We start from the raw sequence: 19,117 nt of genomic DNA on the forward strand, positions 1-19,117 counted from the left end.
CCTTCACCGACCGGCGGCGGCCTGGGTCTGGTGCCAGCGCCAGGCGCTTGCAAGGATCACGTCGAGATCGCGCGACGGGGTCCAGCCCAGCTCGGCGCGAGCCTTGGCGTTGTCGCCGACCAGGATGGGCGCATCGCCCGAGCGGCGCGCGGCGATCTGCACAGGCAGGGGCTTGCCGGTGGCGCGCTCCACGCCGGCGATCAGCTCCTTGACCGTCGTGCCATGGCCGGTGCCGAGATTGTAGCTGGTGCTCGGCGCGCCATCCAGCAGGCGGTTCAGCGCGGCGAGGTGGGCGTCGGCCAAGTCCAGCACGTGGACATAGTCGCGCACGGCGGTGCCGTCGCGGGTGTCGTAGTCGTCGCCAAAGATCGTGAAATGCGGCCGCTGCCCCAGAGCCACCTGGATCGCCAACGGAATGGCATGGGTCTCGGGCTCGTGCCACTCGCCGATCCGGCCGTCGGGATCGGCGCCGGCGGCGTTGAAATAGCGCAGCACCGTGCTGCGGAAGCCGACATAGCGGCCGTAGTCGGCCAGGGCCTGCTCGACCATCAGCTTGCTGCGGCCATAGGGATTGAGCGGGTTCTGCGGATGGGTCTCGTCCATCGGCACCCTCACCGGATCGCCGAAGGTGGCGCAGGTCGAGGAAAACACCATGGCCTCGACGCCGGCCCGGCGGGCGGCCTCGATCAGGTTGATCGTGCCGGCCACGTTGTTGTCGAAGAAGGCGCCGGGATCCTTGACCGACTCCCCGACCTCGATCCGGGCGGCGAAATGCATGACGGCGACGGGCCTGTGGGCGGCGAACACCGCGTCCAGCCTGGCGGGGTCGCGAATGTCGCCGATTTCCAGCGGCCCCCACTGGACGTGCTCGCTGTGGCCGTTGGAGAGGTCGTCGAACACCACGGGGCTGAAGCCCGCCGCCGCCAGGGCCAGGCAGGTGTGGGAGCCGACATAGCCAGCGCCCCCGGCCACCAGAACGGTTTGCATGAAATTCCCCTCGCGATGCAGGCCTCTGGCTATCGGCTTTAGGTCAGGGGTGGAAGACCGGTGTGACCCACCGAGACGTTCGTCATGATGTTGTCATGGGTTGAGCGTCTAGGGCAGACGGCTTGCCTCGGCGCCACGATTGCTGGATTAGGCACAAGCGTCGCCCGTCGGGCGATGATCAATCGGATCAGGGTGTTTCGATGCGCGTAGCGATGATTGGCACGGGTTATGTGGGCCTGGTGTCGGGGGCGTGTTTCGCCGACTTCGGTCACGTGGTGACGTGCATCGACAAGGATCCGAGCAAGATCGAGCGGCTGGAAAAGGGCGAGATCCCGATCTTCGAGCCCGGTCTGGATGACCTGGTCGCCCGCAACGTTCGCGAGGGCCGCCTGTTCTTTACCCTGGAAGGCGCCGAGGCGATCAAGAACGCCGACGCGGTGTTCATCGCCGTGGGCACCCCCACCCGTCGCGGCGACGGCCATGCCGACCTGTCCTATGTCTACGCCGCCGCCGAAGAGATCGCCGGCCTGATCGACGGCTTCACCGTCATCGTCACCAAGTCGACCGTGCCGGTGGGCACCGGCGACGAGGTCGAGGCGATCATCAAGCGCGTTCGCCCCGACGCCCAGTTCGCCGTGGTCTCCAATCCCGAGTTCCTGCGCGAAGGCGCGGCCATCGAGGACTTCAAGCGCCCGGACCGCGTGGTGGTCGGCACTGAGGATGAGCGCGCCCAGGCGGTGATGCGCGACCTTTATCGCCCGCTGAGCCTGAACGAGACGCCGATCGTCTTCACCGGCCGCCGCACCAGCGAGCTGATCAAGTACGCCGCCAACGCGTTCCTGGCGATGAAGATCACCTTCATCAACGAGATGGCCGACCTCTGCGAAAAGGTCGGGGCCGACGTGCAGCAGGTGGCCAAGGGCATTGGCCTGGACAAGCGCATCGGCGGCAAGTTCCTCAATGCCGGTCCCGGCTATGGCGGCAGCTGTTTCCCGAAGGACACCATCGCTCTGGTCCGCACAGCCCAGCATTATGGCGCGCCGGTCAAGCTCATCGAGACCACGGTGGCGGTCAACGACGCGCGCAAGAAGGCCATGGCCACCAAGGTCGCCGACGCCCTCGGCTTGAGCGATCTGACCGGCAAGACGATCGGGGTGCTGGGCGTGACCTTCAAGCCCAACACCGACGACATGCGCGACGCCCCCAGCCTCGACATCCTGCCGGCCCTGCAGGCCATGGGGGCGACGGTGCAGGCCTATGATCCCGAAGGCGCTAAGGAGGCCGCCCACATGCTGCCGGGCGTCGACTTCAAGCCCGGCGCCTATGAGGCCGCTGAGGGCGTCGACGCTCTGGTGATCCTGACCGAGTGGGACCAGTTCCGGGCCCTGGATCTCGACCGTCTCAAGCTCCTGATGAACAGCCCGCTCGTGGTCGACCTGCGCAATGTCTACAAGCCCAGCGAGATGGTCCGCCACGGCTTCACCTATGCCAGCATCGGACGAGGCTGATATGCCTTCGCCGATCATTGTCACCGGGGCGGCCGGCTTCATCGGCATGCATGTGGCCGAGCGGCTGCTGGATCGCGGCGAGACGGTGGTCGGAGTCGACAACTTCAACACCTACTACGACCCTGCCCTGAAAGCGGCCCGGGCCGCGCGGCTGGAAGGCCGCGACGGCTTCACCATGGTCCGGATGGACATCGCCGAGCACGAGGCCTTGCTGGAGTTGGTCAAGACCTCCGGCGCCAGGCGGGTGGTGCATCTGGCCGCCCAGGCCGGTGTCCGCTACTCGATCGACAATCCGTTCGCCTATGAGCGCTCCAACCTGGCCGGCCATCTGGCGGTGCTGGAAGCCTGTCGTCACTCAGGCGTCGAGCATCTGGTCTATGCCTCGTCGAGCTCGGTGTACGGCGATCGGCCGCTCAACGGCTCGGGCTTCAAGGAGACGGATCCGGCCGAGACGCCGGTGTCGCTCTATGCCGCCACCAAGCGCTCCTGCGAGCTGATCAGCCAGAGCTACGCAGCACTATATGGCTTTCCCCAGTCGGGCCTGCGGTTCTTTACCGTCTATGGCCCCTGGGGCCGGCCCGACATGGCCTATTACGGCTTCACCGAGAAGATCCTCTCGGGCGAGCCCATCGAGGTCTATGGCGAGGGCGAGATGGCGCGCGACTTCACCTATATCGACGACATCGTCGACGGCATCGTCGGCGTCCTCGACAACCCGCCGGCCCAGGGCGGACACGAGGTCTACAACATCGGCGACAACGATCCGGTCGGGCTGATGGAGATGATCTCCACGCTGGAAGCCGCGCTCGGCGTCGAGGCCGTCAAGATCATGCGGCCTATGCAGCCCGGCGACGTCACCGCCACCTTCGCCAATATCGACAAGCTGCACGCGCTGACCGGCTACCGGCCCAGGGTCAAGTTGGCCGATGGGCTCGCGAAGTTCGTCGCTTGGCGGCGGGGCTATTCCGGCGACTGATCGACCAGGGCCGCGCGCCTGGACACCTGATGCTCGCGCCAGGAGATGAACAGGGTTGAGCCCACCACGATGGCTGCCCCGATCAAGGTCGCCGTCTTGGGGACCTCATGGAACAGCAGGAAGCCGACCAGTACGGCGAAGACCAGCCGCGTATAGTCGATCGGGGCCATCACCGCCGCCTCGCCCGACTGCATGCCCTTGATATAGGCCCCTTGAGTGAGGGTGCCGATCACGCCCATGGCGGCCAGCAGACCAAGGTCGGGCAGGCTGGGCCAGCGCCAGACGAACAGGGCCGGCGGGATCGAGAACACCAGGCCCAGCACGGCCGCATAGACCAGCAGGGTGAACGGCGAGTGGTCGCGGGTCATCACCTTCATGCCGGTAATGGTCAGGGCAAACAGCAGCGCCGCCGCCAGGGCCGCCGCCTGCGGCCAGCCAAGCCAGCCGCCGGAACCGTCCGCGCCGGGCTGCAGCATGATCAGCACGCCCAGAAACCCGACCACCGCAGCGCCGATCCGCAACGGTCCGATCGGCTCGCGCAGGATCAGGCCGGCGAACGGCACCAGCCACAGGGTCCGGGTGAAGGACAGGGCGTTGGCGTCGGCCAGCGGCAGTTCCTGATAGGCGTAGAAGCTGAGGATCAGGGCCAGCACCCCGGCGCTGGACCGGAAGATCAGGATGCCCGGCCGGGTGGTGTAGAACGTGCCCCGCCAGTCGCGCGCCATCAGCGGCAGCAGGATGATCACCCCCGCCAGCTGCCGGTAGAAGGTCTGCAGGGCGGCCGGATAGCCCGGCCCCAGATACTTGATCAGGGTGGTCATCGCCGTGAAGCCGACCGCCGAGGCCAGCATCCACAGCGCGCCACGCAGGTTGGGTGTTAGGGCGCTTGCCGTCACCCGGCCGCGCCGCCCTGGGTTCCTTGGGGGGCCATGGCCATCCGCATCTGCTCGGCCTGCTCCGGCGTGATGCCCATGGCCGACAGGATGGGCGAGGGCGCGTTCTTGTCCCAGCTGCTGCGGCCGCCCACCGTGATGCCGCCGTCGACCACGATGTGGGTGCCGGTCACGAACTCGGAATCGTCGCTGGCCAGATAGAGGGCGGCGCGGGCGATGTCCTCGGGCAGGCCGGCCTTGGGGATGGGCTGGATCTTGGGACCTACCTCGGCGACGCGGGCGGCCATCTGGTCGGCGACCTCGCGCGGCAGGCCCATCGAGGCCCCGAAGATCGAGGTGGCGATCAGGCCCGGGCAGATGGCGTTGACCCGGATCTTGTCGGGCGACAGCTCGGCCGCCGCGCAGCGGCTCAGATGGATCACGGCGCACTTGGCGGTCGAATAGGCCAGAGGGCCGAAACCCGCCTGCAGGCCGGCGATCGAGGCGGTGTTGATGATCGAGCCGCCGCCGCGCTCCAGCATCAGCGGCACGGCGTACTTCATGCCCAGGGCCGGGCCGCGCACCAGCAGGGCGAAGGTCTGGTCCCAGCCCTCGGCGGTCATGTCGGCGACGCCCAGCGGCGTACCACCGTGGCCGGCGTTGTTGAACAGGATGTCCAGGCCGCCAAAGGCGTCCTTGGCCATGTTCACGGCCTTGGCGATGTCAGCCTCGACGGTGACGTCGCAGCGGGCGAAGCGCACGGTGTCGGGGAAACGCTTCTCCAGCATCGCGCCCTTGTCTTCCTGCATGTCGGCGGCGATGACGCTGGCGCCCTCGGCGACAAACAGTTCGACCGCGCCCAGGCCAATGCCCGAGCAAGCTCCAGTGATGACGGCGACCTTGCCGTTCAGACGTCCAGCCATTGCGTTGTTCCTTCGCGCTCCCGCCCCGACCTCTGATGGATCGGTGATCAACGATCATACTCGCGGAGGACGAAGGGCTTGGCTAGCCTGGAAAGGCGCTCGCGCCTTCGATCTGGGCGGCGGGCTTGGTCAGGAAGGCCTGGCGCAGGTCGCCCATGGCCGGCCCGATCAGGAACCAGGGCTCGACGCAATAGCGCGAAAAGAGCCGGCGCGGATCGGCCAGCAGGCGAAACAGCCACTCGACGCCGATCTGGCCCATCCAGCGGGGCGCGGCCTTCTGGACGCCGGCCTCGTAGTCAAAGGCGCCGCCGACGGTAAAGTGGGCGCAGGGGCTGGTGATCGCCTTGTGGTTCTCCAGCACCCAGATCTCCTGGCGCGGCATGCCCATGCCGACCAGCAGGATATGGGGCTTGAAGGCGTTGATCTGCTCGACCACCGCCGCGTTTTCGTCGGAGCCGGGGCTGGCGTCGAAATAGCCGTGATGCGTTTCGAGCTGGACGCCCGGATGGTCGGCCAGGATCTTTTCGCTCGCCGCCTCGGCCACGCCCGGCGCGCCGCCGACGAAGAACACGCGCCAGTTTTCGGCCCGGGCCTTGGCCCAGAAGAAGTCGCGCCAGTCCAGATAGGTGCAGCGGTGGAACTGCCGGCTGCTGCGCCCGATCACCCGAGCCCAGGCCAGCAGCGGCGTAGAGTCGACCTCGACCAGATCGGCGACGGTGAAGAAGGCCCGGACCTTGGCGCTCTTGCGGGCGAGGTATAGGCTGTGAAGATTGTGGTTGGCGATGATCGAGGACACGCCCCGGTTCAACCGCGCTCCGACGAAGTGGAAGACTTCCTCGTGGCGCACCAGGTCCATGGTCTCGCCCAGCAGCTTGACCCGCTCGTTGGCGCGCCGCTTGAGGCGGAACGGTCGGGCGCCTCCCTGCGGGGGCGAAACGGAACGGGCAGTCTGCGACATCTGCGGCTTTCGTGAGAACCGCGTTCAGTCTCGGGGATGGCTCGTAAGCATCCCGATAAATTTCGTCCTTAGCGCCCCTTAACCCTGACGACGCAACGGTCCGCCGTCAGGGCCCGGAGGGTTCTAGTCGTTGGTCACAACCACCTTGCCCATGGCCTTGCGGCTGGCCAGGTGGGCGATGGCGTCGCCGGCCCGCTCCAGCGGGAAGCGCTCGGAAACGTGCGGCTTGATCTTGCCCTCGGCGTAGAGCGCCATCAGTTCCTTGACGTTCTGGGCGTGGCCGGCCGGATCGCGGGCCACCGAGGCGCCCCAGAACACGCCCACGATGTCGCACGACTTCAGCAGGGTCAGGTTCAGCGGAATCTTGGCAATGCCCGACGGGAAGCCGATCACCAGGAAGCGACCGTTCCAGCCGGCGGCGCGGATGGTGGCTTCGGAATAGTCACCGCCGACCGCGTCATAGGCCACGTCCCAGCCATTGGGGCCGCAGGCCTCCTTGATCAGATTGGCCAAGGCCTTCTGGCCGTCCTTGTCGAACGGACCGCGCGGATAAACCACACCGCTGTCGGCGCCGTGGGCGATGGCCAGATCGACCTTTTCCTGGCTGGAGGCCGCCGCGATGACGCGCGCCCCGGCCGCCTTGCCCAGTTCCACGGCCGCAAGGCCGACGCCGCCGGCAGCGCCCAGCACCAGCAGGGTCTCGCCGGCCTTCAGGCTGCCGCGATCCTTCAGGGCGTAATAGGAGGTGCCGTAGGTCAGGATAAAGGCCGCCGCTTCATCGAAGGGCATGTTGTCGGGGATCTTGGTGCAGCGGGCCTCTTCCAGGGCCAGCTTCTCGGCCATGCCGCCCCAGCCGGTCGAGGCCAGTACGCGGTCGCCGACCTTGAACTTCGTCACGCCCTCGCCGACGGCGGCGATCAGGCCCGAGACCTCGCCGCCCGGCGCGAAGGGACGGGTGGGCTTGAACTGGTACTTGTCCTCGATGATCAGCACGTCGGGATAGTTGACGCCGCAGGCCTTCACATCGATCAGCACCTGACCGGGACCGGCCACGGGATCGGGCAGTTCCGACAATTCCAGGGTTTCGGGGCCGCCGACTACCGTGCTGAGAACCGCCTTCATCTGTCTTCTCCCGTCTTTATTCGTTAAGAGGCCGGACGCTAACGCAGGGCGCGCGACCAAGGAAGCGGAATGTCAAACAAACGTTTTAGTCTCGCCCTGCACGGTGGCGCGGGCTCGGCCCCGGGCCATGACTATGGCGCCGAGATCGCCCACATGGCCGGCCTGGTCGAGGCGGCGCGTGACCGTCTGGCCGCCGGGGCCAGCGCCCTGGACGTCGCCGTCGAGACCGTGGTCGCCTTGGAAGCCAGCGGCCTCTACATCGCCGGCAAGGGCGCCTCGCCCAACGCGGCTGGAGCTTATGAGCTGGACGCCTGCCTGATGGACGGGGCCACCGGCCGCGCCGGCTCGATCGCCGCCCTGCAGGGGTTCGAGAGCCCGATCCTCGCCGCCCGGGCGGTGATGGAGAAGACCCCGCACGTGATGCTGGCCGGCGAAGGCGCCATGGCCTTCGCGCGCTCGCAGGGCCTGAAGGAAATCGCCGATCCGGCCAGCTGGTTTACCCAAGCCGGGGCCTTCGAGAGCAACCATCCGCCCGATCACCCGACCGGCACCGTCGGCTGCGTGGTTCGCGACAGCGAAGGCCGGCTGGCGGCGGCGACCTCGACCGCTGGCGTGTTCGGCAAGATGCCCGGACGCATCGGCGACAGCCCCCTGATCGGGGCCGGCGCCTGGGCCGACGACACCGTCGCCGTCTCCTGCACGGGCCAGGGCGAATATTTCATCCGCACGGCGGTGGCGGTGCAGATCGCCCACCGCATGCGCTTTGGCGGCGAAAGCCTGGAGAGCGCGGCGGCCGCCGCCATCGCCGGGGTCGCGGCCCTGGGCGGCGACGGCGGGCTGATCAGCATCGACCGGGACGGCAGGGTCGCCATGCCGTTCGCCTCGGACGGCGTCAAACGCGCCGCCCTGATGCCGGATGGAACAATCTTCAGCGCCGCGTTCTGAGGCGCCAACCGACGGTGGGGAGATTAGGGCGAACGGTCGATTGAACCTGTAATCTTGGGTGGATAGGTTGGCGCCATGCATGCACGCGCTGGCCAGCTGGCCCGACCCGAAGACCTCATCGATCTGGCCGCCCTGACCGGCGCCTATTTTGACCTCAAGCCCGACATGTCCAGTCCCGGCCAGCGGGTGGCGTTCGGCACCTCGGGGCACCGGGGCTCCAGCCTCGACGGCGCGTTCAACGAGGCCCATATCCTGGCGATCACCCAGTCGATCGTGGAATACCGCGCCGCCCAGGGGATCACCGGCCCGATCTTCGTCGGCCGCGACACCCACGGCCTGTCCGAGCCCGCCTGGCGCAACGTGATCGAGGTGCTGGTCGCCAACGGGGTCGAGACGCTCATCGACGACCGCGACGGCTTCACCCCGACCCCGGCGGTGTCGCACGCCATCCTGGCCTTCAACCGCGGCAAGACCTCGGGTCTGGCCGACGGCATCCTGATCACCCCGTCGCACAACCCGCCCCGCGACGGCGGCATCAAGTATAACCCGCCCTCGGGCGGACCGGCCGACGGCTCGGCCACCTCGGGCATCGCCAATCGCGCCAACCAGCTGATCGAAGGCGGTCTGGCCGATGTGCCCCGCATGCCGTTCGAACGGGCGATCGCCCAGGCGGGCCGCTTCGACTTTCTGGGCCGCTATGTCGACGACCTCCCGAGCGTGCTGGATCTCGACATCATCCGCAGCGCCGGCGTGAAGATCGGCGCCGATCCGTTGGGCGGGGCCAGCGTCGGCTATTGGGGCGAGATCGCCACGCGTCACCGGCTGGACCTGACCGTCGTCAACCCGACGGTCGATCCGCGCTGGGCCTTCATGCCGCTGGATACCGACGGCAAGATCCGCATGGACTGCTCGTCGCCCTGCGCCATGGCCAACCTGATCAAGGGCATGGCCGAAGGCGCGGGCTATGACGTGGCCACTGGCAACGACGCCGACGCTGACCGCCACGGCATCGTCACCCCCGACGGCGGGCTAATGAACCCCAACCACTTTCTGGCCGCCTCGATCGCCTATCTGTTCAGCCATCGCGAGGGCTGGGGCCCGGACGTGGCCGTCGGCAAGACCCTGGTGTCGTCCTCGATGATCGACCGCGTGGTGGCCGGCCTTGGCCGGACGCTGCTGGAGGTGCCGGTCGGCTTCAAGCATTTCGTGCCCGGCCTGCTGGACGGCAGCGTCGGGTTTGGCGGCGAAGAATCGGCGGGCGCCGCTTTCCTGCGCCGCGACGGCACGGTGTGGACGACGGACAAGGACGGCCTGCTGCTGGCCCTGCTGGCCGCCGAGATCCAGAGCCGCACGGGTCGCAGCGCCAGCCAGCTGTATGACGATCTGGCCGAAAAATATGGCCGCCCTTCCTATGCCCGCATCGACGCCCCGGCCGACCGCGCGCAGAAGGCGCGGCTGGGCGCGCTGAGTCCGTCCGACGTCACGGCCACCAGCCTGGCCGGCGAGCCGATCACCGCCACCCTGACCACCGCGCCCGGCAATGGCGAGGCCATCGGCGGGCTGAAGGTGGTGACGCAGAACGCCTGGTTCGCGGCGCGGCCGTCGGGGACCGAGGACGTCTACAAGATCTATGCAGAGTCGTTTCTGGGGGACGAGCATCTGAAGCAGGTGCAAGCCGAGGCGCGCGAAGTCGTGGCCGGGGCTTTGAAGGGCTGATCCCGCCGCGCCCCTTCACCCGCCGAGTGGCCTGAAGTCGAGCGTGCCAGACCTGCTCTCAAAGAGCTCCCTCAATCCCCGAGCAGCTCGCTCACCCACTGACTCACCTTCTCCGTCGCAGGCCCGTAGATCCGCCTGTCGAAGGCATGGGCATTGTCCGACCGCGCCACATTGATCTCGCAGGTCGCGATCCCCAGGGCCCGCGCCTCGGCCACGAAGCCGGCGGCGGGATAGACCGAGCCGGACGTGCCGATGGCCACGAACAGGTCGGCCTCTTCCAGCGCCTGATTGATCTGGTCCATGAACATCGGCAATTCGCCAAACCACACCACGTCCGGCCGAGTGGCGCCGACCGTTCCGCATTCCGGGCAGACCTGGCGGGCGGTCAGCGGACCCCGGTCGATCCAGTCGCCGGAACACTGGGTGCAGCGAGTGGCGGTCAGCCGGCCATGCATGTGCACGACCCGCTTGCTGCCGGCCTTTTCGTGCAGGTCGTCGACGTTCTGGGTGCAGAGAAAGACCCAGCCGCCCAGGGCGGTCATCTCGCGCTCCAGCCGGGCCAGGGCGATGTGGGCGCGGTTGGGGGCGGCGATCTCCAGGATCTTGCGGCGGGCCGAATAGAAGTCGCGCACCCGGCCCGGGTCGCGGGCGAAGCCTTCCGGCGTAGCCAGCTGGGCCAGGTCGTTCTGGGTCCACAGGCCGTCGGAATCGCGAAAGGTCTTCAGACCGCTCTCGGCCGAGACGCCTGCGCCGGTCAGGATGAAGATGTTCAGCGGCTGGACCATTTCAGCTTCCCCCCTCTGGGTTCCTCTGGACGGTCGCTGGCGGGTCGCCTCTGGAGCGAACCTGACGCGTCCGTCATTTTTAATTTGACCCGTCTGCGAGATTGAGTTGACACTGTTTAGATCGTTGGAAGCTGGCGCAAGACCCGCCCCGACCCAGGCCACCGGAGGAGCCCCCCATGACGGACAAGAACATCACCAAGGACGCCATGTACGACGCGGTGGCGCCGGACGACTTCGAGTCGATGCTCGAACTTGACCGCTACAACAACCGCTCCACGGCCTTCGACAAGATCATTTCGGCAACCCACGACCACTTCTGGGATCCGCTCGACAAGGCCTATATCGATTTCGACGTGCCGTTCGACATGGAGAACCAGGCCCTGGTGCCTGAGGATCTCGTGATCGCCCTGTCGACCGACTATGTCTCCAATCACCTCAGCGATCCCAAGACGCGCATCCGCTTCATCAACCAGTCGGTGCTGCGCAGCTTCTCGTCGATCCTGCACGGCGAGCAGGGCGCGCTGAACCTGTCGGCCTCGCTGTGCCACGTTCTGAAGGACCAGGGCGCGCAGGAATACGCCGCCAACCAGACCCGCGAAGAGGCCCGCCACGTCACGGCCTTCGCCAAATACATCAAGGCCCGTTGGGGTCGCCCGGTCGAGTGCGGCCCGGCCCTGAAGACCCTGCTGGTCGAGATCATCGGCGCGCCCGAGGTCTACAAGAAGATCATCGGCATGCAGATGCTGGTCGAGGGCCTGGCCATGGGCGCCTTCGCCACCTTCTACAACCAGATCAATGATCCGGTCGGCAAGAAGATGCTGCAGCTGGTGATGACCGACGAGGCCTTCCACCACAAGTTCGGCAAGATCTGGGCTGACCGCACCGTGCCCAAGCTGTCGCCCGAGGAACACGCCATCATCGAGGACTGGGCGGCGCACTGCTTCCAGACCCTGCTGTTCAACCTCGTCTCGCCGCACCAGCAGATGGATCTCTATGCCGAGTTCGGCCTGGATCCCGACAAGGTGGTCGAGGAGTACGGGAAGATCATGACCGACGACGTGCGTCGCGAGGCCATGAAGGAGCAGACCAACATCTTCCGCGTGCTGGTCAAGACCCTGTTGAACGCCGGCATCATCACCGACCGCACCAAGGCCTTCTACGCGATGTATGTCGACATCGAGGAGCTGCGGGGCGAAGGCGACCGCACGGTCGGCGACGACATCGCCGAAGATGGCATTCGCCACCTGCAGGCCATCAACTTCCGCGATCGGCCGGCCGGCGCGATCGGCATCGCCGCCGAATAGGCTTTCGATCAAGCCAAACAGGCCGCTCGCCCGGAACAAGGGCGGGCGGTTTGCGTTTGAGTGGCCTTGTTGGCAAGGTTTTCTCCATGCGCAGTCTGAACCTGATCTCCGCTGGCGGACTCGCCTGCGCCCTCGGTGTTGCTGGAATGGCGGGTTCGGCCCACGCCGCCGCCAAGCCTCCGGCCAAGGCCGTCTCCGCCGAGTTCTATTCGGGCCAATGGTTCGAGATCGCCCGCACGCCCAATTCAGGCCAGCGCGACTGCGAAGCGGCCTCAACCCAGTTCACCAGCACCGGGGCCAGCAGCTTCAAGGTCGTGCAGATCTGTCGCAGGGGCTCGCCCACCGGCGCGGCCAAGACCTTCAACACCAGCGGCAAGATCGTCGCAGACACCTTCAACGCCAAATTCTCGATGAGCTTCCTGGGCGGCCTGAAGACGCAGGAATACTGGGTGCTGGACCGGGCCGACGATCAGTCGTGGGCGATCATGGCGACGCCGGGGGGCAACTATGTGTGGCTGCTGTCGCGCCAGGCGGACATGCCTTCGGACATCAGGGCGTCAGCCCTGTCGCGGGTGAGGGCGCTGGGCTACGCCAAACTCGAATTCCCCGCCCATCCGGACGTCTGATCGCATGAAACCCTGGACCCTCTCCCTGACCCTGCCCCTGCTGCTGGCCGCCTGCGTGGCGGGGCCCAGCGGCAATCCCAGCCCGCCCCAACCGGCCAAGGCCGTGGAACTGGATCGCTATCTGGGCCTCTGGTACGAGGTCGCCCGTTACGACATGCGGTTCGAGAAGGGCTGCGAAGGCGTCACCGCCGAATATTCCAAACGTCCCGATGGCCTGATCCGGGTGCTCAACACCTGCCGCCAGGGCGCAGTAGACGGCCCAGTCAAGACCAGCGAGGGCCGGGCCAAGGTTGTCGATGCGGCGACCAACGCCAAGCTGCAGGTCTCGTTCTTCGGCCCGTTCTGGGGTGACTACTGGGTCATGGACCATGCCGACGACTACAGCTGGAGCATCGTCGGCGAGGGCTCGGGCAAGTATCTCTGGCTTCTGACCCGCAAGCCGCCGACCGGCCTGGAGCGCGAGGCCCTGACCGCCCGGGCCAAGGCCATGGGCTATGACGTCTCGATGCTGCGGCCGACCCTGCAACCGGCGCCCTAAGGGCGCTTGCCCGGCCAGGTGAGATTGCCGTTGGCGTCGCGGCCGGCATAGCGGACCTCAGGCGGCGGCGGGGTCCGCGACGGCGGCGCCTCATAGGGCCGGGCGTAGGGGTACTCGACATAGGGCGGCAGCGGCTGAGCCGGCGGCGGCGCCTGGCGTTCGAACTCGGCGATCACCACCGATGACGCCGCAAGGGGGGCAGGCTCGATCCTTCGCGGAGGCGTAGGAAGACCTGGCGTGGCCTCAATCCGGATCGGCGGCGCAACCACCGGCGCTGACGGTGGAAGTGTCGACATCACAACAGCGGCCGGCGTCGCCACCCGGGTCTCGATTCGCGACGTCTCGGCGATCGTCCTCGCCTGCGGGAAGGGCGCGATCCCTCGGCCCTCCAGGGGCCGCTCCGACGGAGGGTAGAGACTTCTGATCGCGATCTTGAACTGACCCAGACAAGCCTCATGGCCCGCCGCGAAGTGCGCCTTGGCGAGTTCCCCGGCGTCCGGGCGATAGAGGGCGCTCTCGCTTTTCAGGAGCGCCGGAGCCTCCCACCGGCAGAAGGTGTTGACCGCGACGGCGCCGGTGCGGCCGTCGATGACGTCCAGCTTCGCGTGATAGATAGCGTCCTTTTCGTAACTCGCCGATCCGACCACGCGCCAGCCCATGTTCCGCACATCGACGATGTAGCGGGCGCCGACGGCCATTTTGGCAATCGCCTTGGGACTCTGGCGCTCGATGGCGATCGGCTGCTCAAGAACGACCGCTTCCCGGCGCTCGGCAAGCGTCCGAGCCAGTTCGCGCGCCAGGTCAGGCGTCGGATCGACGATCTGGCTTTTCCGGGCCAGCTGCGCGCCGGACATGTTTTCAACGATGGCCTGGCCGATCACGGCGCCCACCATGCCAGCCAGTCCCATGCCGGGGGGATTGAGGTTGACCTCGACGCCGGAGCGCAGACCGGGCGACTTGCGCTGAGTGAAGGCGATGGTCTCGGTCGAAGGCTCGGCGATAGCCGCTTCGGCCGGAGGGGGCGTGCGCGGCGCGGCCGTCGCAACGCCTTGCGACGCCAGAGCCACGATCGTGGCGACCGCCAGAACAGAACACGTCTTCACAGCACCGCCCACCTAACGCCCCGCTTGATGGATCCGGGCTATTGCGCCGAAAGGTTGTGGTCAAAGCGTCGCGCCCAGAGCGGGAACCCGGCTCGCCCGGCGGGACGCTATTTAACCTTGATCCGCGAACAAAGCTGGAACAGGATCAGGCCATGGACGTCGTGATCGACCTGCGCCTATCGCGGCCCGAGACCACCGACGCGGTCACCCGGGGGGCCGCGCGGTTCCTGGTGTCGCTGGGCTATGCGCCCTTGGCCGAGGTGACCTTGCCCAACGGGCGGCGGGCCGACCTGATGGCCCTGGGTCCAAAGGGCGACATCCTGATCGTCGAGGTCAAGTCGGGGCTGGAAGACTTCCGCATCGACCGCAAATGGCCAGAGTACGCGCCCTATTGCGACGCCTTCTATTTCGCGGTCGCCCCGCATTTTCCGGACGGCATCCTGCCCGAGGAACCGGGGATGATCGTGGCCGACGCCTTTGGCGGCGCCGTGATCCGCGAGGCGCCGGTCGCGCCGCTGGCCCCCGCCCGCCGCAAGGCCCTGACCCTGGCCTTCGCGCGGCTGGGGGCGATGCGGGCCTGTGGCGTCAAGGCCGACCAGCTCTAGCTTTCTGTTTTCGCATCGTTTTTGCGGGAAACCGGCATCCACTTTTCCACACGATGCTCTAGTTCTCCCGAACCACCTTCAGCACCGCCTCGCCATAGCGGTCCAGCTTGCCCTGCCCCACGCCGCCGGCCTTGGCCAGGCCCGGCAGGCTGGACGGACGCGCGGCGGCGATCTCGGCCAGGGTGGCGTCGTGGAAGATCACATAGGGTGGCACATGTTGGGACTGGGCCTGTTCGCGGCGCCAGGACCGTAGAGCCTCGAACAGCGCCTGATCTTCCACGGGCACCGTCAGGGCTTTGCCCTCGCGGCGCTTGCGCGGCGCGCCGGAGCGGGTGGTCGGATCGGACGCCTCGACCTGCTGACGCAGGCTGACCTTGCGCTCGCCGCGATAGACGGCCTTGACGCCCTCGACCTCGCCAAGACCGATCAGGGGGCGACCATCATTGGGGTCTTCGCGCAGCAGGCCCTCGAACACCAGGGTGTCGAGCAGGTCGCGCCAGGTGACCGGGCTGAACTCGCGGCCGATGCCGAAGGTCGACATCTGGGCCTCCTGCGGGGTGACGTCCTTGGTCTTGCCCAGCAGGTGATCGATCAGGCGACCCCGCCCGAAGCGTCCGCCCAGGCGATGGGCGGCCGACAGCGCCTTCTGGGCCGCCTGTGTGGCGTCGATCCCCTGGGGCGGCGAGGTGCAGATGTCGCAGACACCGCAGACGGCCACGCCCTCCTCGCCGAAATAGCGGCGCACGGCGGCGGCGCGGCAGGTGGTTCCCTCCAGCATCGCGTAGAACTGCCGCAGCTTGCGGGTCTGGACCTGTCGGACCTCGTCGGGGGCCTCGCGCGCCTCGATGCGTTTGCCGGCCCAGGCCAGATCGGCCGAGCCATACAGGGTGATGCCCTCGGCCGGCTGGCCGTCGCGCCCGGCGCGGCCGATTTCCTGCCAGTAGGCCTCGATGGCGGCGGGCGGATCGGCGTGGATCACGAAGCGGACGTCGGGCTTGTCGACGCCCATGCCGAAGGCGATCGTCGCCACCATCACCGCCGCGTCGGCCTCGAGGAACTCCTCCAGCCGGCGGGCGCGGACGTTCTTGTCGAGGCCGGCATGATAGGCCAGCGCGGGGACGCCCTGGGCGATCAGCTTCTCGGCCAGTTTCTCGGTGGAATCGCGGCTGCCGGCATAGACGACCCCGGCCCGGCCCGGGCGTTCCAGGACCAGCTCGACCACCCGGTCATGACCCTTGCCACGCTTGCGTTCGGCGTTGAGGGCCAGTTCGGGGCGGGCGAAGCTGTCGACAAACTCCGCTGCCCCTTCGAGGCGAAGTTCGGCGCGGATGTCGTCGCGGGTCCGGGCGTCGGCGGTGGCGGTGACGGCCAGGCGCGGGACGTTGGGGAAGACCTCGGCAATGCGACCCAGCATCCGGTACTCCGGACGGAAGTCGTGGCCCCACTGGCTGACGCAGTGGGCCTCGTCGACGGCGACCAGGGCCAGGTTCAGGCGCGACAGCCGGTCCAGCATCGACGGCTGCATCAGGCCTTCGGGCGACAGATACAGCAGATCCAGCTGGCCCTCGTCGATGCGTCGCCAGATGTCGGCGCGCTCGCCGGGCAGGGTGTTGCTGTCCAGCCGCTCGGCGGCGACGCCCGCCTGCTGCAGACCGGCGACCTGGTCGGCCATCAGGGCGATCAGCGGCGAGACCACCAAACCCAGGCCCGGCCGGATCAGGGCGGGGATCTGGTAGCACAGGCTCTTGCCGCCGCCGGTCGGCAGCACGGCCATGGCGCTGCGGCCGGCCAACAGCTCGCCGATCACCCCGGCCTGCAGACCTCTGAAGTCAGCATGGCCGAACGTCCTGCGCAGGACGTCACGGGCGGTGTCGAGGGGGGCGGAATCAACGATCGTGGGCACGGCGGACTTGTGACAGCGGGGATGCGCAGCGCCAAGGCATTCCTGGCGCACCGGTGGATTTCAGAACACATCACTCAACTTGAAATGGCAATACCGCGGCTGCGCCGCCGCGCCACAACAGCGCCGCGTTCAGCGTTCACCTCTCGTCAATCTTGTCGCGCGTTTTGTGGGCTTCGGCTAAACGGGACGCTGACGCGCGCCCCCTCACACCCCTTTTGGCGCACCGTGGGATAAGAGACGACATGGCCAACGGCACCTTCGGCGGGAACAGACCGGCGAAGCCCCAACGTACGCCGCTGCAAGCCGCGCTCTATTGGGGCACGGTCGTCGGCGTCTGGGGCCTGATCTTCATCGTCGCCTTCTTCGCCGTGTTCGCCAGCGATCTGCCCGACACGTCCAAGCTCTATAACGTCAAGCGCCAGCCCTCGATCAACTATCTGGATCGTTCGGGCGCGCTTCTGGCCGTGCGCGGCAGCCAGTACGCGCCGCCGGTCGATATCGACGCCCTGCCCAAATATGTTCCGGCCGCCTTCGTGGCCATCGAGGACCGCCAGTTCTATCGCCACTTCGGGTTCAACCCCTGGGGCATCCTGCGCTCGCTCGCCTGGAACATGACCAATTCGGGCGGCCCCCAACGCGGCGGCTCGACCATCACCCAGCAGCTGGCCCGCAACCTGTTCCTCAGCCCGGCCCAGAACTATCGCCGCAAGGCCCAGGAGCTGATCCTGGCCGTCTGGCTGGAGCTGAAGTTCAGCAAGAAGCAGATCCTGGCCCTCTACATGAACCGGGTCTATTTCGGGGCCGGCGCCTATGGCATCGAGGCCGCCTCGCAGCGCTATTTCAACAAGCCCGCCAATCAGCTGACCATCGGCGAGAGCGCCCTGCTGGCCGGCATGATGAAGGGCCCGGCCCGCTATTCGCCGGTCAGCGCCAGCGAACGCGCCGCCCGCCGCGCCACCGTCGTGCTGGACGAGATGGTGCGCATCAAGGCCATCACCGCCGAGGAGCGCGACGAGGCCTTCAAGACTCCCGTGCAGGTCTCGGCCACCCTGGCCAACCAGCGGGCCCAGTATTTCACCGACTATATCGATGGTCAGGTGCGCTCGCTGGTCGGCGAACCCACCGAGGACCTGGTGGTCGAAACCACCCTGGACCTGCCGATCCAGGTGGCCGCCGAACGCTCCGTGAAGCTGGGCGTCGAAGGTCATATCAAGCAGGGCGTCGAACAGGCGGCCCTGGTGGCCATCGACGGCGAGGGCCGCATCCGCGCCTATGTCGGCGGGGCCGACTATGGCGAGACCCAGTTCGACCGCGCCACCACCGCCCGCCGCCAGGCCGGCAGCGCCTTCAAGCCGTTCGTCTATCTGACGGCGATGGAGCAGGGCCGCACGCCCAATGTCATGGTGGTCGACGAACCTGTGAAGATCGGAAATTGGGAGCCCAAGAACTACACCAACAAATATCTGGGCCCGATGACCCTGCAGACCGCCCTGGCCCAGTCGATCAATACGATCGCCGCGCGCCTGGCCAACGAGGTCGGCACCAGCAATGTGGCCAACACCGCCCGTCGCCTGGGCATCACCAGCAAGATCCAGCTGGACCCCTCGATGGCCCTGGGCGCGGTCGAGGTCTCGCCGATGGAAATGGCCCAGGCCTATGCCCCGTTCTCGAACGGCGGCTTCCTGGCCAAGGGCTACGGCATCGAGCGCATCCGCACGGCCAGCGGCAAGGTGCTGTACGACCACGGCGTCGAAAAGACCTCGCGTCCGGCGGTGATCGGCTCGCCGGGCCTGCAGTACATGAACCAGATGATGCGCCAGGTCGTGACCGCCGGGACCGGGACGCGCGCCAAGGTCGCCAGCTATGATGTCGCCGGCAAGACCGGCACCACCAGCGACTACCGCGACGCCTGGTTCGTCGGCTATTCCGGCGGCTTCGTCGCCGCCGTCTGGACCGGCAAGGACGACAATACCCCGATGAAGCGGGTGACCGGCGGCGGCGCCCCGGCCGAGATCTGGCGCAACTTCATGGCCGCCGCCCTGCCGCGCCTCAAGTCCACCCCGATCCCGGGTGGGGTCATCGAACCGCCGCCGGTGGTGGGCGAAGACCCGATCGGCGACCTGATCGATCCGTCCGCGACGCCGGACGGCCCCGGCGCCGAGGTCCCGTCGTCGACCACCCCGGCGGCGGATAACCTGCCCTACTGACGGCGTTTGGGCGCCTGGCCCCGCTCAGCGGCAAATGGC

At 67.5% G+C, this 19,117-nt stretch carries 17 protein-coding genes; 9 read left to right on the forward strand and 8 right to left on the reverse strand.

The window, feature by feature from the left end:
- Positions 1–3: 3 nt before the first annotated feature.
- Positions 4–987 carry a UDP-glucose 4-epimerase GalE gene (gene galE / locus ACN2C7_RS19430; RefSeq protein ID WP_419319111.1) on the reverse strand — a complete coding sequence of 328 codons (984 nt, stop codon included), beginning with the start codon at positions 985–987 and terminating at the stop codon, positions 4–6.
- Positions 988–1,187: 200 nt separating this feature from the next.
- Between galE and ACN2C7_RS19435 the strand changes: the two genes are divergently transcribed.
- Both ACN2C7_RS19435 and ACN2C7_RS19440 read left to right on the forward strand, forming a co-directional pair.
- Complete coding sequence (locus ACN2C7_RS19435) at positions 1,188–2,495, forward strand: UDP-glucose dehydrogenase family protein (RefSeq protein ID WP_419319112.1); 1,308 nt, start codon at positions 1,188–1,190, stop codon at positions 2,493–2,495.
- A 1-nt stretch (position 2,496) separates the two neighbouring features.
- Complete coding sequence (locus ACN2C7_RS19440; protein WP_419319113.1) at positions 2,497–3,471, forward strand: NAD-dependent epimerase/dehydratase family protein; 975 nt, start codon at positions 2,497–2,499, stop codon at positions 3,469–3,471.
- Here ACN2C7_RS19440 and ACN2C7_RS19445 read toward each other — a convergent pair.
- From ACN2C7_RS19445 to ACN2C7_RS19460, 4 genes are all read right to left on the reverse strand, one after another.
- Complete coding sequence (locus tag ACN2C7_RS19445; RefSeq protein WP_419321504.1) at positions 3,456–4,322, reverse strand: DMT family transporter; 867 nt, start codon at positions 4,320–4,322, stop codon at positions 3,456–3,458. The genes ACN2C7_RS19440 and ACN2C7_RS19445 overlap by 16 nt on opposite strands.
- A gap of 41 nt (positions 4,323–4,363) precedes the next feature.
- Positions 4,364–5,266: an SDR family NAD(P)-dependent oxidoreductase gene (locus tag ACN2C7_RS19450; RefSeq protein WP_419319114.1), complete on the reverse strand. Its 903-nt coding sequence runs from the start codon at positions 5,264–5,266 to the stop codon at positions 4,364–4,366.
- An 82-nt stretch (positions 5,267–5,348) separates the two neighbouring features.
- Entirely contained in the window at positions 5,349–6,224 is an 876-nt protein-coding gene (locus ACN2C7_RS19455; RefSeq protein WP_419319115.1) for a WecB/TagA/CpsF family glycosyltransferase, read from the reverse strand.
- Positions 6,225–6,347: 123 nt separating this feature from the next.
- Positions 6,348–7,346 (reverse strand): NADPH:quinone oxidoreductase family protein, encoded by a 999-nt coding sequence (locus ACN2C7_RS19460; RefSeq protein ID WP_419319116.1) that lies wholly within the window; start codon positions 7,344–7,346, stop codon positions 6,348–6,350.
- 69 nt (positions 7,347–7,415) lie between these two features.
- Between ACN2C7_RS19460 and ACN2C7_RS19465 the strand changes: the two genes are divergently transcribed.
- Together ACN2C7_RS19465 and pgm are read left to right on the forward strand one after the other, a co-directional pair.
- A complete protein-coding gene (locus ACN2C7_RS19465; RefSeq protein ID WP_419319117.1) occupies positions 7,416–8,291 on the forward strand; it encodes an isoaspartyl peptidase/L-asparaginase family protein in 876 nt (291 codons plus the stop codon).
- Between the two features lie 75 nt (positions 8,292–8,366).
- Positions 8,367–10,007 (forward strand): phosphoglucomutase (alpha-D-glucose-1,6-bisphosphate-dependent), encoded by a 1,641-nt coding sequence (pgm, locus tag ACN2C7_RS19470; RefSeq protein ID WP_419319118.1) that lies wholly within the window; start codon positions 8,367–8,369, stop codon positions 10,005–10,007.
- A gap of 71 nt (positions 10,008–10,078) precedes the next feature.
- Here pgm and ACN2C7_RS19475 read toward each other — a convergent pair whose 3' ends face one another.
- On the reverse strand, positions 10,079–10,792 hold the full coding sequence (locus ACN2C7_RS19475; protein ID WP_419319119.1) for an NAD-dependent deacylase: 714 nt from the start codon (positions 10,790–10,792) through the stop codon (positions 10,079–10,081).
- A gap of 176 nt (positions 10,793–10,968) precedes the next feature.
- Here ACN2C7_RS19475 and ACN2C7_RS19480 point away from each other — a divergent pair, with 176 nt between their 5' ends.
- From ACN2C7_RS19480 to ACN2C7_RS19490, 3 genes are all read left to right on the forward strand, one after another.
- Positions 10,969–12,096 (forward strand): ferritin-like domain-containing protein, encoded by a 1,128-nt coding sequence (locus tag ACN2C7_RS19480; RefSeq protein ID WP_419319120.1) that lies wholly within the window; start codon positions 10,969–10,971, stop codon positions 12,094–12,096.
- A gap of 86 nt (positions 12,097–12,182) precedes the next feature.
- The gene (locus tag ACN2C7_RS19485) at positions 12,183–12,722 is read left to right on the forward strand and encodes a lipocalin family protein (RefSeq protein WP_419319121.1); all 540 of its coding nucleotides are present in this window, start codon (positions 12,183–12,185) and stop codon (positions 12,720–12,722) included.
- 4 nt (positions 12,723–12,726) lie between these two features.
- Positions 12,727–13,260, forward strand: a complete 534-nt coding sequence (locus tag ACN2C7_RS19490) for a lipocalin family protein (RefSeq protein ID WP_419319122.1) — start codon at positions 12,727–12,729, stop codon at positions 13,258–13,260.
- Here the strand turns inward: ACN2C7_RS19490 and ACN2C7_RS19495 are convergent.
- Positions 13,257–14,363 (reverse strand): hypothetical protein, encoded by a 1,107-nt coding sequence (locus ACN2C7_RS19495; RefSeq protein WP_419319123.1) that lies wholly within the window; start codon positions 14,361–14,363, stop codon positions 13,257–13,259. The genes ACN2C7_RS19490 and ACN2C7_RS19495 overlap by 4 nt on opposite strands.
- Before the next feature lie 152 nt (positions 14,364–14,515).
- Between ACN2C7_RS19495 and mmcB the strand changes: the two genes are divergently transcribed.
- Positions 14,516–14,968 carry a DNA repair putative endonuclease MmcB gene (mmcB, locus tag ACN2C7_RS19500; RefSeq protein ID WP_419319124.1) on the forward strand — a complete coding sequence of 151 codons (453 nt, stop codon included), beginning with the start codon at positions 14,516–14,518 and terminating at the stop codon, positions 14,966–14,968.
- 58 nt (positions 14,969–15,026) lie between these two features.
- Here the strand turns inward: mmcB and recQ are convergent, their stop codons facing one another.
- The gene (gene recQ, locus ACN2C7_RS19505) at positions 15,027–16,871 is read right to left on the reverse strand and encodes a DNA helicase RecQ (protein ID WP_419319125.1); all 1,845 of its coding nucleotides are present in this window, start codon (positions 16,869–16,871) and stop codon (positions 15,027–15,029) included.
- A gap of 242 nt (positions 16,872–17,113) precedes the next feature.
- Between recQ and ACN2C7_RS19510 the strand changes: the two genes are divergently transcribed.
- Positions 17,114–19,078 carry a transglycosylase domain-containing protein gene (locus ACN2C7_RS19510; RefSeq protein WP_419319126.1) on the forward strand — a complete coding sequence of 655 codons (1,965 nt, stop codon included), beginning with the start codon at positions 17,114–17,116 and terminating at the stop codon, positions 19,076–19,078.
- Positions 19,079–19,117 lie beyond the last annotated feature (39 nt).

This window comes from Caulobacter sp. ErkDOM-E (assembly GCF_048541895.1).
Lineage (GTDB): Bacteria > Pseudomonadota > Alphaproteobacteria > Caulobacterales > Caulobacteraceae > Caulobacter.

Excerpts from the sequence above, each read along its gene's own strand:
- ACN2C7_RS19455 (WP_419319115.1), bottom strand. The coding sequence starts at position 6,224 with ATGTCGCAGACTGCCCGTTCCGTTTCGCCCCCGCAGGGAGGCGCCCGA.
- ACN2C7_RS19435 (WP_419319112.1), top strand. The coding sequence starts at position 1,188 with ATGCGCGTAGCGATGATTGGCACGGGTTATGTGGGCCTGGTGTCGGGG.
- ACN2C7_RS19485 (WP_419319121.1), top strand. The coding sequence starts at position 12,183 with ATGCGCAGTCTGAACCTGATCTCCGCTGGCGGACTCGCCTGCGCCCTC.
- galE (WP_419319111.1), bottom strand. The coding sequence starts at position 987 with ATGCAAACCGTTCTGGTGGCCGGGGGCGCTGGCTATGTCGGCTCCCAC.
- ACN2C7_RS19445 (WP_419321504.1), bottom strand. The coding sequence starts at position 4,322 with ATGCTGGCCTCGGCGGTCGGCTTCACGGCGATGACCACCCTGATCAAG.
- ACN2C7_RS19450 (WP_419319114.1), bottom strand. The coding sequence starts at position 5,266 with ATGGCTGGACGTCTGAACGGCAAGGTCGCCGTCATCACTGGAGCTTGC.
- ACN2C7_RS19465 (WP_419319117.1), top strand. The coding sequence starts at position 7,416 with ATGTCAAACAAACGTTTTAGTCTCGCCCTGCACGGTGGCGCGGGCTCG.
- ACN2C7_RS19510 (WP_419319126.1), top strand. The coding sequence starts at position 17,114 with ATGGCCAACGGCACCTTCGGCGGGAACAGACCGGCGAAGCCCCAACGT.
- ACN2C7_RS19440 (WP_419319113.1), top strand. The coding sequence starts at position 2,497 with ATGCCTTCGCCGATCATTGTCACCGGGGCGGCCGGCTTCATCGGCATG.
- ACN2C7_RS19490 (WP_419319122.1), top strand. The coding sequence starts at position 12,727 with ATGAAACCCTGGACCCTCTCCCTGACCCTGCCCCTGCTGCTGGCCGCC.
- mmcB (WP_419319124.1), top strand. The coding sequence starts at position 14,516 with ATGGACGTCGTGATCGACCTGCGCCTATCGCGGCCCGAGACCACCGAC.
- ACN2C7_RS19475 (WP_419319119.1), bottom strand. The coding sequence starts at position 10,792 with ATGGTCCAGCCGCTGAACATCTTCATCCTGACCGGCGCAGGCGTCTCG.
- ACN2C7_RS19460 (WP_419319116.1), bottom strand. The coding sequence starts at position 7,346 with ATGAAGGCGGTTCTCAGCACGGTAGTCGGCGGCCCCGAAACCCTGGAA.
- ACN2C7_RS19480 (WP_419319120.1), top strand. The coding sequence starts at position 10,969 with ATGACGGACAAGAACATCACCAAGGACGCCATGTACGACGCGGTGGCG.
- pgm (WP_419319118.1), top strand. The coding sequence starts at position 8,367 with ATGCATGCACGCGCTGGCCAGCTGGCCCGACCCGAAGACCTCATCGAT.